Source organism: Algicella marina (assembly GCF_009931615.1).
Classification (GTDB): domain Bacteria; phylum Pseudomonadota; class Alphaproteobacteria; order Rhodobacterales; family Rhodobacteraceae; genus Algicella; species Algicella marina.
In genome coordinates this window covers 3,256,577-3,273,151 of the sequence record NZ_CP046620.1, presented here as the reverse complement: position 1 = coordinate 3,273,151, position 16,575 = coordinate 3,256,577, and the positions used below count along the sequence as shown (strand labels likewise).

The window sequence follows — 16,575 nt, the reverse complement described above, 5'->3', positions numbered from 1 at the left end:
TAATCACCACATTTAGCCCAATCAGAGGACGTATCGGCTCAGGTCGGCGGAACGCGAGAGCTCACCGAGGTGCTTTTCGACGTAGTCAGCGTCGACCACCACTACTTCACCACTTTTGTCGGGGGCAGCGAAACTGAGTTCTTCGAACACGCGCTCCAGAACGGTGTAGAGACGCCGCGCGCCGATGTTCTCTACAGCCGTGTTCACCTCGGCGGCAATCCGTGCAAGCGCGGCGATGCCGTCGTCAGCGAAACTCACTTCCACGCCCTCCGTAGCCATCAGCGCCGTATACTGTCGCGTCAGCGCATTATCCGTTTCCGTCAGGATGCGCACGAAATCTTCCTCGGTCAGCGCCCGAAGCTCAACGCGAATCGGAAGGCGGCCCTGCAGTTCTGGAAGCAAGTCCGACGGTTTGGCAATGTGGAAGGCACCGCTGGCGATGAAGAGAACGTGGTCTGTCTTGACGGGTCCGTGCTTGGTAGAAACCGTTGTGCCCTCGATCAAAGGCAACAGGTCGCGCTGAACGCCTTCACGGCTGACATCTGCGCCGCGGGCATCAGCGCGGGCGCATACCTTGTCGATCTCGTCGAGAAACACGATACCGCTCTCTTCAACAGCCTTCACGGCATCCTTGGCTACGCTTTCCTGATCGACAAGCTTGTCCGCCTCTTCCGCCAGCAGAACCTCGTAACTCTCCGACACGCGCAACTTTCGCCGCTGGGTGCGACCGCCCATTGCCTTGCCGAAGATATCGCCGAGATTCATCATGCCCATATTGGCACCCGGTTGACCGGGAATGTCGAACATCGAAAGCGGGTTGGTCGTATCGGCGACGTCCAGTTCGATTTCCTTGTCGTCAAGGAGTCCGTCGCGCAGCTTCTTTCGGAACATTTCGCGAGTCTGATCGCGGGCACCCTCACCGGCGATCGCATCGATTACGCGTTCTTCCGCAGCTTCCCGGGCGCGCGTCGTCACTTCCTCGCGGCGGAACTCGCGCACCATCACGATGGCCGAATCCACCAGATCGCGGATGATCTGCTCCACGTCGCGGCCCACGTAACCGACCTCGGTGAATTTTGTAGCCTCAACTTTCAGGAATGGTGCGCGTGCCAGTTTGGCCAGCCGCCTGCTGATCTCCGTCTTTCCCACACCGGTCGGCCCGATCATCAGTATGTTCTTGGGATACACTTCGTCGCGAAGATCCTCTCCAAGTTGCCGACGGCGCCAGCGGTTGCGCAGCGCCACGGAAACGGCCCGTTTGGCATCTGACTGCCCGACGATGAAGCGATCCAGCTCGGAGACGATTTCGCGTGGTGTAAGATCTGTCACGGGTACCTGTCCTTTTTAAGCTCCGGCCAGAGATATGCAGGCGGGCCTGAAACACAACCCGCAATTCTCACGCCCCGTTACATGTGCGTGAGCGGGGATAGGCGAACGCCTCACTTCGGGCAATAGTTCCGGCGCAATCCGTGAAAGGAAAAAGCCATGCTCAGCCGTCGCACGACTCTACTCGCCATAGCTGCTTCACCGCTTCTCGCCAACGTGGGCTTTGCCGCGTCCACGATTCGCAGCGGAACCTTCACCGGCAAATCACGCCATGAGGCCTCCGGCACGGCATCGCTGGTGGAAGAGAGTGGTAGTTTCACTGTCCAATTGGGCGCGGACTTCTCGTTCGATGGTGCGCCGGATCCGAAAATTGCGCTCGGCCGCAATGGCTACGATCCCGCTACCCTTCTCGCGCCACTGGCCAGCGACAGCGGTGCCCAGACCTATGCCGTGCCTGCCGCCATAGACGCTGCGAGTTACAATGAAATCTGGATCTGGTGCGAACGATTCAACGTGCCGCTTGGACTTGCCATACTGAAGTGATGTGGATAGCGCCGACGGTCCGTTTCGGCCGTGCGCCGGCTCAAGCACCGATGATCGTCTCCACCGTCATGTTGCCATTGGTGTAAACACAGATTTCCGCGGCAATCTCCAGGGCCCGCCGCGCCACGGCCTCGGCATCCGCGTCGGTTTCGGACAGCGCCCTTGCCGCCGCCAGCGCATAGTTGCCGCCGGAACCAATGGCAGCGACGTCGTGTTCCGGCTCCAGCACGTCGCCCGCTCCGGTAATGACAAACAGGTCGGTGCCGTCACTGACGATCAGCATGGCCTCAAGGTTGCGAAGGTACTTGTCAGTCCGCCAGTCCTTCGCCAGTTCGACACTGGCCCGGGCCAGTTGCCCAGGCGTTGCCTCCAGCTTTGTTTCCAACCGCTCCAGCAGGGTGAAGGCATCGGCGGTGGAACCGGCGAAACCGCAGACGACATCGCGCCCGCCCGGAGAGATGCGCCTTACCTTCTTTGCTGAGCCCTTGATCACGGTCTGTCCGAGGCTCACCTGCCCGTCACCGGCAACAACCACCTTGCCCCCCTTGCGAACAGCGACAATCGTGGTGCCGTGCCAGCCGGGAAATGCGTTTTCGCTCATCTCATTCCTCCAAAGTTCCCCGTGATATAGTCCGCCTGTGCCCCGCATGCCAGATGTGCGGGCAGTCACACGCGTTGCGCGGGTTCCGTGGTAAGCTTCCAAAAAAGGGCACGGACATGACGATCACCATCGGTACTTTCAATCTCAACAACCTGTTTTCGCGCTACAACTTCCAGGCAGAGATCGAGGCTCTGCCTCCGCATGAGGCCGGTGGGCTGGAACTGACATTCGGGCAAGATCAGGTCAGTGTCCGCAGTTTCATGGGCAGGCTGGTCCGGCCAAAGGACCCGGGCGATACTGCCATGATCGCGGAACGTATCCGGGCGATGAATGCCGACGTTCTGGCAGTGCAGGAGGTAGAGCACATCGAGATCCTTCGGCAGTTCAACCGTGATCACCTCGGCGGCATGTACTCTGAGGCAGTCCTTGTCGAGGGCAACGATCAGAGGCTGATAGATGTCGGTGTCCTTTCCCGACTGCCGCTCGGGTCAATCACATCACATCAGGCAGCACGGCACCGGGATGACCCGAGCCGTCGGATCTTCGGGCGCGACCTTCTTCAGGTGGAGATCCTGCGGCCGAACGGTGACAAGCACCTGACCCTGTTCAATACCCACATGAAATCCCATTTCGTGCCCTTCGGCGAAGATCCCGTTGCAGGGGCAATCGCTGCCAATCTGCGTCGTCGGCGGCAGGCCGAAACGATCGCCGCGATCATCTCACGGCAGGAGCGTCGGGGCTCAAGGTTTGTGCTGACAGGTGACATGAACGATCCACCCCAAAGTGCCGATCTCGCCCCGATGTTCACGATCGACGGTGATCCGATGATCAACGCACTCGACATGGCGGCGGAAACGCGCCCGCCGAAGCCGGAAACGTCGGGCCAGGGTCCAGGCCCGCAATCGGCCACATGGACACATCGTTTCAACCCGCCGGGACCGGAATTCCCACGCTATGAGCAGTTCGATCAAATCTGGCTCAGCGACGGATTGCGCGACAGTTTGCTGTCTGCCCACATAGACCGCCGCACCCGCCACGGCGGTGACGGCTCGGATCATGATCCAGCCTGGGTTGTCCTCGATGTCTGAGCGGTTTCAGAAGGGTGTCTGAGCTTCATACGTGATCCATTCCCCACCTTCGGGGTGACGGAATGTCAGTGTTTCGGCATGCAGTTGCAGCCTGTCCGCCGCAGCAAGCGCAGCGCCGCTTGCATAGAACGTATCCCCGAGGATCGGATGCCCCAGTTCGCGCATATGTACCCGCAACTGGTGGCTGCGGCCGGTACGTGGCGTCAGACGCAGTCGCGATGCCGCACGTTCCAGTTCCAACACCTGCCAATGTGTTTCGGCAGGCTTGCCGGTTTCATGACACACCTTTTGCAACGGTCGGTTGGGCCAGTCGGCGATCAGCGGAAGGTTGATTTCGCCTGCATCCGTGTCCGGATGACCATAAACCCGGGCGATGTAGGTCTTGCGCACCTGCCGTCGCTCAAACTGCCAGTTGAGATGTCTTTGTGCCAGTGGAGTGCGGGCAAAAACCATCACGCCGCTGGTTGCCATGTCCAGCCTGTGAATGAGCAATGTTTCCGGATGTATCGCCCGCAACCGCGTTTCGAGGCAATCCCCAAGCCCGTCCGCCTTGCCGGGAACGGACAGCAGGCCGGAGGGTTTGTCGACAATCAGTATCGATGCATCCGAGTGCAGGATCAGCAGCGGCTCTTCCGGCGGTCGGTACGGAACACCAGTGGGCAACGTGCCGTGCATCAATCCGCGTAGTGGACGGTCACGGCCGAGGGTGCGTTGAGAATGGCCCGGATCGGGGCCTCCTCCTCTGGTCCATCCTGCATCGCCTTCTCCAGCGCCTCTTGCTTTCCGGAGCCGGTGATCAGGATATGCAGGCTGCCGCTGGCGCGCAGAACCGGGGCCGATAGTGTCAGTCGCGGTTCCGGCGCTCCTGGTGCCCGCATCGGCAGCAGGGGCGGCGCATTCGGAGAGAGCGCCTCGCTCAACCTGTCCGCACCGGGAAAAAGACTGGCCGTGTGCATGTCCTCTCCCATGCCCAGTACGCAGACATCGGGGGGCAGGTGCTCTGCAATACCGGCAGTAAGCGTCGCCATCACGTCTTCCGGCTCGTCGGCCTCAGCATAAAATGGCAACAGTTTTGCGGCCGCGGCGTCATTCTGTAACAGAGTCTCGCGCAGGAGACGGGTATTGGATCGGTCAGAGCTTTCGGGCACGAACCGCTCATCCGTCAGCATCACGGCCACCTTCGACCAATCCAGTCGGGCCAGTGAAAGGGCTGTCAAAAACGCCCCGGGCGTCGTGCCACCAGGCACAGCCAATGTTGCCCGCCCGTTGGTGTCCAGCGCGGCCTGCAATTCACGTGACACGATTTCTGACAGATCAAGCGCCTGTTCTTCACGGTTCTGGTAATGGAGTATGCTGGGTATCATGAGGCCAAGTCCTAACCGGATTTGGCATCAACATGAAACGCTTTTCTCAGCCCGGATGGTTCGATTGCCACGACAGGCCGAACCGGTCAGCGAGCCAGCCGAAGCGCGAGCTGAACCCATAGCTGTCCGCTAGCATGAAGACCCTGCCGCCATCCAACAGCGCTTCAAAAACGGAATTCAGCCGCTGAGCGTCGTCAATTTCGCAGTCGGGGAGAAGGCACAGGTAGAACCTGAGTACCGGCCGGCACTTTCCGTTCTGGGCATGATATCCGTGCGAAAAAAGCCAATCCCACCTCCTCCCGTCAAAGATCGACGGTCCGATCGGCGTTAATCAATCAATGCTCTGGGCATACGCCTCCAGCTGATCAACGACCGTACCCCAACCATCATAAAAACCCATGTCCTCGTGTGTTTGACGCGCTTCTTCGCTGCGGTGGCGGGCAATTGCGGTGTACTTCGTGCCACCGTCGATGTCTTCTAACAGAATGATCGCTGTCATGAACGGGTCGGCCTTCGGTTTCCAGCCCTCGGTGTAGCTGTCGGTGAAGGCCAGCTTGTAGCCGTCTTCTATCTCCAGCCACACGCCATCATTAGTCATTTCATTGCCTTCTACGTCGAACGTCGTGTTGAAACGTCCTCCGACCCGCAGATTGATCTCGCAGGACGTTACCTTGTGAGGTTTCGGTACGAAGAAATGCTTGATGTGCTCCGGTGTTGTCCAGCACTCCCAAAGCAGTTGCCTCGGGGCCGCGATGGTCCGCTCCAGTTTCAGGTCAGTCTTCGGGTCGAGTTCCATTTTGCTTCTCCTTCATCAGGCGCGTTACATATGTGTCCAGCCGGTCGAGTCGTCCGTTCCAGATTTCTCTCTGCTCGCTCAACCAGTCCTGCACCGGCAGGAAGGCATCGGGTGAAAGTGTGCAGGTGCGGATGCGCCCCTGTTTGCGAGAGGTGATAAGCCCGGCATCTTCCAGTTTCTTCAAATGTCCCAGAAACGATGGCAGCGCCATATCGTGGGGCGCGGCAAGTTCGCTGACTGTCGCTTCACCACGGGCAAGGCGGGTAAGGATCGCTCGGCGTGTGGGATCGCCGAGGGCGGTAAAATGCAGGTCCAGGAGAGAATCATACTTAGCCATGTGCCTTTGTATCCCGTATGGCGTGGAATACCAGCAAAAACTTAGCTGAGTGGCTAACTTTTATCTATCAGCGTCACGACCCCTTAGTGCTCGTACGCAACTACCTGTGAAGAAAGGAAAGACCGTTAGCGTCGAAAAGGTGGAATTTCTCCGGCGCGGCGGTCAGCCGTACCTTCTGACCTTTGGAAAAGGCGTTTATACCGGGAATCTTGGCCACCAGCGCCCCGTCGCTACCCTGAGCATCGAAGTAAAGGACAGTTGTTTCGCCCAGCCCTTCGACAATGTTCACCTCGCCCTCATAGGCAAAGGTGTCCCCATCGGTAATCACCAGGTCCTCAGGCCTAATACCAAGGCTGACTTTCGCTCCGTTGTCTGCCGAATTGGAGGCAATGGGCACCGTTACATGGCCACCTTCTACCGTCTTTACTACGGTCTCCGGTCCCGTCTGTTCGACAACGCCAGCCAGCATGTTCATGGCGGGGGAGCCGATAAACCGAGCGGTGAAAATGTTGCGCGGTTTCTCGTAGAGTTCCAACGGCGCACCCACTTGTTCGATATCGCCGCCATGAAGCACGACGATACGGCTTGCCAGCGTCATCGCCTCCACTTGATCGTGAGTCACGTAGATCATCGTGCTTTCCGGCATCGATTCCTTAAGCTGCGCAATCTCTATCCGTGTCGCCACGCGCAGGGCGGCATCGAGGTTCGAAAGGGGTTCATCGAACAGAAATACCTTCGGATCGCGCACGATCGCACGACCGATTGCCACCCGCTGCCGCTGGCCGCCGGAGAGTGCCTTTGGCAGGCGGTCAAGATATTGGTCCAGTTGCAGAATTCGCGCTGCATTTTCTATCGCCGCGTCGATCTCGGCTTTGGATTTCTTTGCGATCTTCATTCCGAACGACATGTTGTCCCGCACGGTCATGTGCGGATAGAGCGCATAGGTCTGGAAAACCATGGCGATACCGCGTTGGGCTGGCGGTGTCTCGTTCATCCTCCGGCCGTCGATCTGCAGTTCTCCGCCGGTAATTGTTTCCAGTCCCGCAATCATTCGAAGAAGCGTGGACTTGCCGCAACCGGATGGGCCGACGAAGACAACAAGCTCACCCTGCTCAATGGCGAGATTGATGTTCCGCAGAACCTCCACCTCGCCATAGGATTTACTGACATTGCTCAGCTCAACTGATGCCATTTGTCTTCCTCCCCTGACGCGCCTTCTGCGGGGGCGTTCAGCCCCCGGCGCTTTGTATTATCCTTCGGCAAAAAACGCCTGGAAGGGGGGCAAGGTTATCTGGCCCTCCTGCCGCATACTCGTGAAACCTGTGCCTTCCACTTCTGCCCACGGCCCCGGCGGCAAATGTGCCACCTGTGCCGCGCCACTCAGGTTGAACGCACAGAAAATCGAGGCCTCACCCTCCATGTCCCGCGTGAAGGTCAGAACTTCGCGACTGGCATCAAGCACGGTGATTGTTCCCTTTGCCAGTACCTTCCGCATCCGTCTGAATGCGATGAGGTTGCGATAGAAGTTCAGCGTGCTGTTCGGATCGCCTTCCTGACTCTGAACGGATTTGGGCAGATGTTCCATCGCCATCGGAAGCCAGGGCTTGGTGTCGGTAAAGCCGCCATTCGGTCCTTCCGGAGACCAGGGCATCGGTGTCCGACAACCGTCGCGGCCCTTGAATTTCGGCCAGAACTCCTTGCCATACGGGTCCTGCAATTCCTCATAGGAAACATATGCCTCAGTCAGCCCCAGTTCCTCACCCTGGTAAATACAGGCCGAGCCGCGCAGCGTCATCAACAGGGCCAGATGACAGCGTACCGCCGGTTCCCCGAGGTTCCACCGGCTGGCATGGCGCATCACGTCATGGTTGGAAAACGCCCAGCAGGACCAACTGTCCGGCGCCTTGTCGGCAAATTGTTTGAGAACTTCGGAAACCCGCCGGCCATCGATATGCTCCGGACTCAGGAAATCGAACGAATAGCACATATGCATCCGCTTTTCGCCCTCGGTGTACTGGCCCATGATCTCCAGCCCGTACTGTGCATCTCCTACTTCACCTACGGCAGCAATATCCTCGTATTCATCCATAAGTGAGCGGAATCGTTCGAGAAACTCCAGGTTCTCCGGCTGGTTCTTGTCATGCAGATGGTTCTGGAAATTGTAGGGGTTCACCGCCGGCGCAATCGAAGCATTGCGTTCCCCCGGTTCCAATGCTGGATTGCCCGTCAATTCCTTGTCGTGAAAATAGAAGTTGATCGTGTCGAGACGGAACCCGTCCACCCCACGGTCCAACCAGAAACGGGCAACATCCAGCAACGAGTTCTGCACGTCGGGATTGTGGAAATTCAGGTCTGGCTGGCTGACAAGGAAATTGTGCAGATAGTACTGCAACCGCTCTGCGTCCCAGTGCCAGGCAGATCCACCGAAAATCGACAGCCAGTTGTTCGGCGGTGTACCATCGGGCCTAGCGTCAGCCCAGACATACCAGTCCGCCCGCGGATTGTCCCGGCTGGAGCGGCTTTCCTTGAACCACGCATGCTCGCTTGAGGTGTGGCTCAAAACGAGGTCGATCATGACCCGTAGGCCCAGCTCGTGCGCGCGTTCGATCAATGCATCGAAATCGCCCAGAGACCCGAACATCGGATCAACGTCTCGATAGTTGGAAACGTCGTAACCGAAATCCAGCATCGGCGACGTGAAGAACGGGCTAATCCAGATCGCATCGACGCCGAGGCTCGCCACATAAGGCAGCCGGTGGATGATCCCGGATAGGTCTCCCACACCGTCACCATTACTGTCCTGATAGGAGCGCGGGTAAATCTGATAGATGACGGCACCGCGCCACCAGTCCGGGTCTTTGGTCACGGCGCTTTGCTGGCCGACGGGAAGGGCAAAGTTCATTACTTGACGGATCCTGCGAGTAGGCCGCGCACCAGGTATTTCTGCATCGCAAAGAACACCACCAGCGGCACGGCAATGGAAACGAATGCAGCAGTCGCCAGGATTTCCCAGTTGCCGCCACGGGTACCGAGCAGTTCGACAATCTGGTTGGTCATCACCGTGGTTTCACCCGTCGCGTCGATCAGGAAAACCTTGGCGACCAGAAGGTCGTTCCAGGTCCAGAGAAACTGGAAAATGGCAAAAGACGCAAGGGCCGGGAAGGAAAGCGGCAGGATAATCTTGGTAAAAATCTGGAAATCGGTTGCTCCGTCGACACGTGCGTTCTCGATGATGTCGCGCGGCAACCCGACCATGTAGTTTCTCAACAGGTATATCGCCAATGGCATCCCGAACCCGGTATGCGCCAGCCACACCCCCAGGTAGCCCTTCCCGATCCCGATCTCGTTGTGAAGTTTCAACAGTGGAATCAACGCCAGTTGTAACGGCACCACCAGCAGGCCGACCACCGCTGCAATCAGCAGGGCCCGTCCCGGAAATTCCATCCAAGCAAGGGCATATGCGGCAAAGGCCGCGACGAGGATCGGGATGATCGTCGCTGGAATGGTAACTGTCAGGGTGTTGAAGAAAGCCTTGGCCATGTTGTCGGTGTTGTTGCCCGCGAACAGTACGTTGCGGTAGTTCTGCAACGTAAACTGTGGCGGCGTTTCTGCTGAAACGAAAACCCGCTGGCCACGCCGACCCTCGAACTCCTGCGTATTCTCGATCCGGTAGTCGCCGTTGGCCATCACGGTAAGCATCCCGTCCTCTTCCAGATCGGCCGTCTCGCCTGCCTGATAGGCGGCAATATCGCGGGAGGACGTGCCCCAGACCGAGATCGTGCCGCTGCTGGCGCCGTCCTCGTAGAGATTGCCCTCGATCACATATAGATCACCCACCTGAACCTGCGCATCGGCAGCCGCCGCGCGCAGCGTCAGGTTCTGCTCGGTGGGGAACATCGCGTTCCACCAACCGCTGGAGGCGATCTGGTCGGCGGTGCGAAACGAGGATACGAACAGGCCGACCGTCGGGAACAGCCACAGGAACACCATTAGCGCGGTGCAGATCTGTACGACCCAGGTCAGCGACGATTTGGTGCCGGCTATGTTGCTCATCACCGCATCTCCTTCCGGGCACTGTAGACGTTCCACACCAGAATTGGCGTAACCAGCAGCATGATGATCATGGCACTGGCAGAACCCAGCCCCCAATCATTTGCCCGGAACAGTTTGTCGTACATGTAATTGGCCAGGACCTGTGTCTCCCACTGGCCATTTGTCATCGCGAAGACGATGTCGAACACTTTCAGAACAACCAGCGTTATCGTCGTCCACACCACAACGATTGTGCCCATGATCTGCGGTACCTTGATCTTGAAGAAAATCTGCATGGGCGACGCCCCGTCAAGGATCGCAGCTTCGATGGTGTCTTCCGGCACCCCGCGCAATGCTGCCGAAAGGATAACCATGGCAAAGCCTGTCTGTATCCAGATCAACACTACCATCAGAAAGAAGCTGTTCCACGGAGGATTGGTCAGCCAGGTCTGAGGCTCGCTGCCTCCAAGCGAAAGGTATATGGCGTTCAGAACCCCGATCTGATCCTGATCTACAGGTCGGGTGTCGTACACAAGCTTCCAGATAACGGATGCACCCACGAACGAAATCGCCATCGGCATGAAGATCAGGGACTTCGCGATGTTGCCCCAGCTTAGCCGGTCAGTGAGCTGCGCTGCGAGCAAGCCGAAAGCGGTGGAAGCGGCAGGCACCACGATCAGCCACAGCATGTTATTGCGCATGGCCTCCCAGAATTTGGGTTCTCCAAACATCTGGTTGTAGTTGGCAAGCCCGACAAACGCTCCACCCTGAGAGCGGTCGGTCAGCGATAGCCGTAACGTCTCGAACACCGGGTAGGCGAGGTACAGACCAAGCGCCAGAATCGCGGGAGCAAGAAACAGCCAGGGCCGGATCATGTTCGCACGGTTGATGTTGCGCCCGATATTCGGCCCCTTGGCCGGATATATCACCTTGTCCAGCAACTGATTTGAAAAATAGAAGTAGCCGATACACCCTCCGACCCCGAGGATGATTGTGATTACGCCTTGCAACGCCGGATGCATGGCCAACTCCCTTTTATCTGTTATGGGGGGTACCCGATGTGCCGGATACCCCAGTGTTGTAACGCCTGGGTGTTTATTTCAGCGCTTCCCAGGAAGACTGGATCTCAGAGGCGACGGTCGCGGCATCCTTGCCGCCTGCGTAGTCCACCATGCCTGTCCAGAAAGTACCGGCACCGACACCGCCCGGCATCAGGTCCGATCCGTCGAACCGGAACGTCGTGGCGTCGAGAAGGATCTCGCCCATGGATTTGAGCGTATCGGTTGCATAAACATCCGTGTTGACGCCCTTGTGTGGTGTCAGAAAGCCTTGCTGCGCCATCCAGACTTCATGCGCGATCGGTGATTTCAGGAACTCGATCAGTGCCTGAGCTGCCGGGCTGTCCTTGGTGATGGCGAACAATGTGCCCGCACCCAGAACAGGTGAACCCAGATCCTTGCCCTGATAGGCCGGGAAGTAGAAGAAGTCGGCATCGAGGCCCACTTCGGTTCCTTCCGGGAAAAATGCGGGAATAAACGATGCCTGATGGTGCATGTAGCACTGTGGCGGAGACGAGAAGAGACCCTTGGGGCTGTCGCGGAAGTCCGTAGAAGAAACAACGCCGGAGCCGCCGGCCACGAAATCGTCGTTCCGGGCGAACCACCCGAATTCCTCAATTGCTTCCACAATCTTCGGATCATCGAACGGAATCTCATTGCTCACCCAGCCGTCATAGACTTCGGGGGGCTGCGTGCGCAGCATCATGTCTTCCACCCAGTCCGTCGCCGGCCAGCCCGTGGCGCCGCCGGAGCCAAGGCCGATGCACCAGGGCGTCTCTCCATCCGCAGCGATCTGCTCCGTCAGCGCTTTCAGATCCTCCATCGTCTCCGGAACTTCGTAGCCTGCATCCTCAAAATTCTCGGGCGAATACCAGACCAGCGATTTCACATCGACCTTGAAGAAGAACCCGTACAGCGCTTCCGATCCGTCAGGCCCGGCATAAGTGCCAAGATCGACCCATGATTGACCGGCCGCGTAATTGTCCGCGACCCAGGCTGCCGTCTTTTCGCCGAGAGGCGTCAGGAAGCCGCGAGATGCCATGTCCGAGGCAAGACCCGGTTGCGGAAACACCGACACATTGGGCGCGGAACCCGCTTCCGCATCAATCACGATCTGCTGTTCGAAACTGTCGGAACCGGTATATTTGACATCGGCGCCAGTGGCGGCGGCGAAGTAAGCCAGCACGTTTTCAATCAGTTCCTGATCCGGCCCCAGCCATGGGCCGAACACAGTCAATTGCTCGCCATCCAGTTGAGTTTCCTTCAACGCTTCGAAACTCTCCCAGTCGAACTGATCATCCTCGCCGGGGGCGAAGAGCAGGTCGACATGGCTGTCGGCCCAGGCGGCGCCTGCCGAAATCGCCAGCGCAGCGCTGCACCCCAGAAGAATATTTTTCATTGTGCTTTCTCCCTAAAGACTTGTTGCAGTCAAAACCATTAGCACCCGATTCGCAAACAGACGCCATCATTCAAACCGCTTTGGAAACACTAAGCTTGAAGCCATCGACGTGGTCAGTCAACTGCCGCGCGCACCGAAGTTGCACCCGAGGGTTGCGCGAAACAGCTCTTCGGGGCTAACCTCCCACGGTCCTGGGAGGGTCGCAGCAGAGTGAACCTGAAACGATTGTCGGAGCTTCTCGAGCTTTCGCCTACTACCGTGAGTCGTGCTCTCAACGGCTATCCGGAGGTGAACGCAGAAACACGCAAGCGCGTGTTGGCCGCAGCCAAAAGTCATGGCTACGCTGCCAACACCATGGCGCGACGGCTGGCGACTGGCCGCGCCATGGCCATAGGCCACGTCGTGCCGCTGGCGGAACACGATATGATCAATCCGATCTTTGCGGATTTCCTGGCTGGCGCAGGCGAAGTCTACAGCAGCAGTGGCTACAACATGATCGTCAGTGTCGTCTCGGTGGAGCGCGAGATCGAGGCCTACCAGTCCATGGCCGCATCGCAAAATGTTGACGGGGTTATCGTTCATGCACCGCTGGCTAACGACCGCCGCTTCGAGGTTCTGGAGGCTTTGGGCCTGCCGTTTGTCGCGCACGGACGCGGAGAGGATGCAGCGAGATACTCCTGGGTGGATATCCGCAACCGAAAGGCTTTCCGACAGGCGACGGAGCGCTTCATTCATTGCGGTCATCGGAGGATCGGGCTGATCAACGGAATGAAGAGTATGACCTTCGCACAACGCCGTCACGCCGGTTACTGCGATGCCCTTTCATCCGCCGGTCTGAGTGTTGCGCCGGAATTGGTACGCCACTCCGATATGACAGAGCCCTATGGCTATGAGACTGCCAACGAAATGCTGGACCTCGCCGACCCACCGACGGCGTTTCTCGCGTCCAGTCTGATGATCGCCTTTGGTATCAATCGCGCAATCACGGAACGGGGCCTCATGCTTGGTCGTGACATCTCCGTCATTACCCATGATGACGCTTTGCCTTTCCTCCCCAACGGCGGCGACAGTCCTGTCTTCGCCTCCATTCGCTCACCGATAAGGGGGCACGGGCGGCGCGCGGCCGAGATCCTCATCGACCTGATCGAGGAACGCAAACCCGGCCCGGTAACCGATCTGTGGGAAGTGGAACAACTTGATGGCCCTTCAATCGGTCCGGGCCCGTTTGCCAATGAAAGGGCGACAGCCTAGCCATGAAATTTTCCCGCAGTTCATTCCCGGAGGGCTTTCTCTTTGGGGCTGCCACCTCCGCCTACCAGATCGAGGGACATGCGCACGGTGGTGCCGGCCCGACCCATTGGGACAGTTTCGCAACCGGCCCCGGCAATGTGGTTGGCGGGCAGCATGGCGCGATCGCCTGTGATCATTATCGCCGCTGGGAAGAAGACCTCGATCTCATGGCGGCTGCCGGCCTGGACGCCTATCGCTTTTCGACCTCTTGGGCGCGGGTACTTCCGGAAGGCACAGGCGCAGTCAACGTTGACGGCCTGGATTTCTATGACCGCCTGGTCGACGGCCTGCTAGCTCGTGGCATCGCGCCCTATGCCACTCTCTACCACTGGGAATTGCCGGCGGCGTTGGCGGATCGAGGGGGCTGGCGCAACCCCGATATAGCCAAATGGTTTGCCGATTATGCGCAGGTCGTCATGGCCCGCATCGGCGATCGCGTGGCTGCGACTGCGACGATCAACGAATTCTGGTGCGTTGCTTGGCTCAGTCATTTTCTTGGGCATCATGCCCCCGGTCTGCGGGATCTTCGCGCCGCGGCACGTGCCATGCATCACACCCTGCTTGCCCACGGTACGGCCGTGGAAGCCCTGCGCGCACAGGGCATCGGCAATCTCGGTCTCGTCGCCAACCTCGAGGCCACATTTCCTGCGGCGGACAGCGATAGGGCCAACTCCGCCGCCGCCCTGCACGACGCATTGTTCAACCAATGGTTCCTCGGTGCTGTATTTAACAAGGAGTATCCGCAGGCAGCGCTCGCAGGTCTGGAACGTCACCTGCCGGCCGGTTGGCAGAACGACTTCGCCACTATCGGTGCGCCGGTCGACTGGGTGGGCATCAACTACTACACCCGTCAATTCGTCACGAGTGGCGAGAGCGGCCTTTTCGGGGATATTGTAACGGTCCCCGGACCGCTGCCCAAAACTGCAATGGGCTGGGAGATCTACCCGGAGGGTCTTACCGAATTCCTCAACAGGGTTGTCCGCGCCTACACCGGCGACACACCACTTTTCATAACCGAGAACGGCATGGCCTCTGCCGATGTCATCGGCACCGATGGCCGCATAGATGATGTTGCCCGCAGCGCCTTTCTAGAAGCGCATTTCGAAGCTGCGCGCAAAGCCATCGACAACGGCGTACCGCTGAAAGGCTATTTCGTCTGGTCACTGCTCGACAATTACGAGTGGGCCTTCGGCTACGACAAGCGTTTCGGCATGATCCATGTCGATTTTGAAACCCAGGCACGCACACCCAAGCAGAGCTGGCATGATTTCACGGCTGGACTTAAGCGCTGAACTTCACCAGGTGCAGGCGGTCCCGCATCAGGAACCGTCCGGTCAACAACAACGATGACAGTCCAAGTCCCACGGCCAGCCCTGTCCAGACACCGACGCCACCCATGTCCATGCGAAAGGCCAGAAACCAGGCGGTCGGTACGCCCACGCCCCAATAGCTGATTACAGCCATCAGCATCGGAACCTTGATATCCTTGATGCCGCGCAGCAAGCCGACAGAGATTACCTGTAAGGTATCGACAATCTGGAAGGCGCCTGCCACCGCAAGCAGCGGCACACCATAGGCAATGATCGCAGCCGTTTCCGAATTGGTCTCGGCATCGAGGAACAGCCCGATCAGCGGCACGGGTATGATCCATAGCAAGACCGCGGCCAGGGTCGCGATCGTCAGGGCCAGCAGAAGCACTGTCGCTCCGGCCCTGCCCAGCCCGATCCTGTCTCGGCGGCCGATGGCCCGTCCCGCCCGCACTGTCGCTGCCGATGAAAGACCAAGCGGGATCATGAATATGACCGAGATCACCTGCAGAGCGATGCCATGCGCTGCCAGCTCGATTGTGCCGATCCGTCCGATCATCAGCGATGCGGCGGCGAACAGGCCCACCTCGGCCAGCAACGTCGCACTGATAGCCAGCCCCATGCGAAATATCTCGCGCAGCGCTTCCCAGTCGGGACGCCACATCCGCACGAAGATCGCGTATCGCCGCAGGTCGGATTTGGAGCGGGCATATATCACCAGCACGATGCATGTCAGCAGCACCGTACCAACTGAGGCAATGGCTGCACCCTCGATGCCAAGTGCCGGTGCGCCCAGGTTGCCGAAGATCAGCACCCAGTTCAGAAAGGCGTTGAGCACGACGCCGGATATAGTTGCCCCGAAAACGATCCCCGCACGTTCGAGCGCTGCCAGGTAGCTGCGCATAACGGCCACGATCACCGTCGGGAATATCCCGAGAAAGGCGATCCGCAAGTAATCCTGCGAAATGATCGTCAGTTCCGGATTCTGCCCCAGTGACCGCAACAGCGCATCCGAGAACCACAGCACCGGCGCCAGTATCAACGCCATGCCCATGACTGCCCACATGCCCATCCGCGTCGCACGCCTCACGCCCCGGGCATCGTGTTGCGCCGCCGCTGCCGAGGCGAGGGGCACCAATGCGTGGGCGAAGCCGGTGCAAATGATGAAGACCACGAAGAAAAGCTGCGTTGCCAGCACGCTCGCGGCCAGATCCTCCGCTCCCAGCCAGCCGATCATCACCGTATCGGTCACATGAATGGCCATCTGCGCCAGTTGCACACCGATCAGCGGCAGCCCAAGTTTCAGGGTTGCGCGGAAATGTCCGGGCCAGCTCGGGTCTTGAATCGGGGGCGGTACTGTCTCGGCGACGGTCAAGCAGCTTGCTCTCTGAAAATGGCAGGTTCCGGCCGCCGGGGCCGGACCCAACCCTCTAG

Annotated in this window: 17 protein-coding genes; 4 read left to right on the top strand and 13 right to left on the bottom strand. The window is 59.0% G+C overall.

The features are described 5' to 3' along the window. Positions 1–21 precede the first annotated feature (21 nt). Positions 22–1,329, bottom strand: a complete 1,308-nt coding sequence (gene hslU, locus GO499_RS16095) for an ATP-dependent protease ATPase subunit HslU (protein ID WP_161863132.1) — start codon at positions 1,327–1,329, stop codon at positions 22–24. A 156-nt stretch (positions 1,330–1,485) separates the two neighbouring features. Here hslU and GO499_RS16090 point away from each other — a divergent pair, with 156 nt between their 5' ends. Then, entirely contained in the window at positions 1,486–1,869 is a 384-nt protein-coding gene (locus GO499_RS16090; RefSeq protein WP_161863131.1) for a DM13 domain-containing protein, read from the top strand. A 40-nt stretch (positions 1,870–1,909) separates the two neighbouring features. Here the strand turns inward: GO499_RS16090 and hslV are convergent, their stop codons facing one another. After that, a complete protein-coding gene (gene hslV / locus GO499_RS16085; protein ID WP_161863130.1) occupies positions 1,910–2,470 on the bottom strand; it encodes an ATP-dependent protease subunit HslV in 561 nt (186 codons plus the stop codon). Positions 2,471–2,586: 116 nt separating this feature from the next. Here hslV and GO499_RS16080 point away from each other — a divergent pair, with 116 nt between their 5' ends. Next, complete coding sequence (locus GO499_RS16080) at positions 2,587–3,558, top strand: endonuclease/exonuclease/phosphatase family protein (protein ID WP_161863129.1); 972 nt, start codon at positions 2,587–2,589, stop codon at positions 3,556–3,558. A gap of 6 nt (positions 3,559–3,564) precedes the next feature. Here GO499_RS16080 and GO499_RS16075 read toward each other — a convergent pair whose 3' ends face one another. The 10 genes from GO499_RS16075 to GO499_RS16030 form a co-directional block, all read right to left on the bottom strand. Then, entirely contained in the window at positions 3,565–4,233 is a 669-nt protein-coding gene (locus GO499_RS16075) for an RluA family pseudouridine synthase (protein WP_161863128.1), read from the bottom strand. Next, positions 4,233–4,922, bottom strand: coding sequence for a 6-phosphogluconolactonase (gene pgl, locus GO499_RS16070; protein ID WP_161863127.1), 690 nt, complete (start codon positions 4,920–4,922; stop codon positions 4,233–4,235). The genes GO499_RS16075 and pgl overlap by 1 nt, the downstream gene beginning before the upstream one ends. Before the next feature lie 46 nt (positions 4,923–4,968). After that, positions 4,969–5,079, bottom strand: coding sequence for a VOC family protein (locus GO499_RS19795; RefSeq protein WP_284154783.1), 111 nt, complete (start codon positions 5,077–5,079; stop codon positions 4,969–4,971). Between the two features lie 174 nt (positions 5,080–5,253). Beyond that, on the bottom strand, positions 5,254–5,718 hold the full coding sequence (locus GO499_RS16060) for an SRPBCC family protein (protein ID WP_161863126.1): 465 nt from the start codon (positions 5,716–5,718) through the stop codon (positions 5,254–5,256). After that, entirely contained in the window at positions 5,696–6,055 is a 360-nt protein-coding gene (locus GO499_RS16055) for an ArsR/SmtB family transcription factor (protein ID WP_161863125.1), read from the bottom strand. The genes GO499_RS16060 and GO499_RS16055 overlap by 23 nt, the downstream gene beginning before the upstream one ends. A gap of 100 nt (positions 6,056–6,155) precedes the next feature. Beyond that, positions 6,156–7,247: an ABC transporter ATP-binding protein gene (locus tag GO499_RS16050; RefSeq protein WP_161863124.1), complete on the bottom strand. Its 1,092-nt coding sequence runs from the start codon at positions 7,245–7,247 to the stop codon at positions 6,156–6,158. A 57-nt stretch (positions 7,248–7,304) separates the two neighbouring features. Further along, entirely contained in the window at positions 7,305–8,957 is a 1,653-nt protein-coding gene (locus GO499_RS16045) for an alpha-glucosidase (protein WP_161863123.1), read from the bottom strand. Beyond that, positions 8,957–10,108, bottom strand: coding sequence for a carbohydrate ABC transporter permease (locus GO499_RS16040; protein WP_161863122.1), 1,152 nt, complete (start codon positions 10,106–10,108; stop codon positions 8,957–8,959). Before GO499_RS16040 ends, GO499_RS16045 begins: the two co-directional genes overlap by 1 nt. Next, a complete protein-coding gene (locus tag GO499_RS16035; protein WP_161863121.1) occupies positions 10,108–11,109 on the bottom strand; it encodes a carbohydrate ABC transporter permease in 1,002 nt (333 codons plus the stop codon). Before GO499_RS16035 ends, GO499_RS16040 begins: the two co-directional genes overlap by 1 nt. Positions 11,110–11,182: 73 nt before the next feature. Beyond that, entirely contained in the window at positions 11,183–12,544 is a 1,362-nt protein-coding gene (locus tag GO499_RS16030; protein ID WP_161863120.1) for an ABC transporter substrate-binding protein, read from the bottom strand. Between the two features lie 210 nt (positions 12,545–12,754). Here GO499_RS16030 and GO499_RS16025 point away from each other — a divergent pair, with 210 nt between their 5' ends. Then, positions 12,755–13,795 (top strand): substrate-binding domain-containing protein, encoded by a 1,041-nt coding sequence (locus tag GO499_RS16025; RefSeq protein WP_161863119.1) that lies wholly within the window; start codon positions 12,755–12,757, stop codon positions 13,793–13,795. Between the two features lie 2 nt (positions 13,796–13,797). Further along, positions 13,798–15,126 carry a GH1 family beta-glucosidase gene (locus GO499_RS16020; RefSeq protein ID WP_161863118.1) on the top strand — a complete coding sequence of 443 codons (1,329 nt, stop codon included), beginning with the start codon at positions 13,798–13,800 and terminating at the stop codon, positions 15,124–15,126. On the opposite strand, the gene GO499_RS16015 is transcribed toward GO499_RS16020, so the two are convergent. After that, positions 15,116–16,516, bottom strand: coding sequence for an MATE family efflux transporter (locus tag GO499_RS16015; protein WP_284154782.1), 1,401 nt, complete (start codon positions 16,514–16,516; stop codon positions 15,116–15,118). The two genes, GO499_RS16020 and GO499_RS16015, sit on opposite strands and share 11 nt — an antisense overlap. Between the last annotated feature and the right edge of the window lie 59 nt (positions 16,517–16,575).

What these genes read in the sequence shown, in the direction of transcription:
- GO499_RS16075 (WP_161863128.1), bottom strand. Translation starts at nt 4,233, where the DNA reads ATGCACGGCACGTTGCCCACTGGTGTTCCGTACCGACCGCCGGAAGAG.
- GO499_RS16060 (WP_161863126.1), bottom strand. Translation starts at nt 5,718, where the DNA reads ATGGAACTCGACCCGAAGACTGACCTGAAACTGGAGCGGACCATCGCG.
- GO499_RS16080 (WP_161863129.1), top strand. Translation starts at nt 2,587, where the DNA reads ATGACGATCACCATCGGTACTTTCAATCTCAACAACCTGTTTTCGCGC.
- GO499_RS16055 (WP_161863125.1), bottom strand. Translation starts at nt 6,055, where the DNA reads ATGGCTAAGTATGATTCTCTCCTGGACCTGCATTTTACCGCCCTCGGC.
- GO499_RS16035 (WP_161863121.1), bottom strand. Translation starts at nt 11,109, where the DNA reads ATGCATCCGGCGTTGCAAGGCGTAATCACAATCATCCTCGGGGTCGGA.
- hslV (WP_161863130.1), bottom strand. Translation starts at nt 2,470, where the DNA reads ATGAGCGAAAACGCATTTCCCGGCTGGCACGGCACCACGATTGTCGCT.
- pgl (WP_161863127.1), bottom strand. Translation starts at nt 4,922, where the DNA reads ATGATACCCAGCATACTCCATTACCAGAACCGTGAAGAACAGGCGCTT.
- GO499_RS16030 (WP_161863120.1), bottom strand. Translation starts at nt 12,544, where the DNA reads ATGAAAAATATTCTTCTGGGGTGCAGCGCTGCGCTGGCGATTTCGGCA.
- GO499_RS16050 (WP_161863124.1), bottom strand. Translation starts at nt 7,247, where the DNA reads ATGGCATCAGTTGAGCTGAGCAATGTCAGTAAATCCTATGGCGAGGTG.
- GO499_RS16020 (WP_161863118.1), top strand. Translation starts at nt 13,798, where the DNA reads ATGAAATTTTCCCGCAGTTCATTCCCGGAGGGCTTTCTCTTTGGGGCT.
- GO499_RS16090 (WP_161863131.1), top strand. Translation starts at nt 1,486, where the DNA reads ATGCTCAGCCGTCGCACGACTCTACTCGCCATAGCTGCTTCACCGCTT.
- GO499_RS16040 (WP_161863122.1), bottom strand. Translation starts at nt 10,108, where the DNA reads ATGAGCAACATAGCCGGCACCAAATCGTCGCTGACCTGGGTCGTACAG.
- GO499_RS16045 (WP_161863123.1), bottom strand. Translation starts at nt 8,957, where the DNA reads ATGAACTTTGCCCTTCCCGTCGGCCAGCAAAGCGCCGTGACCAAAGAC.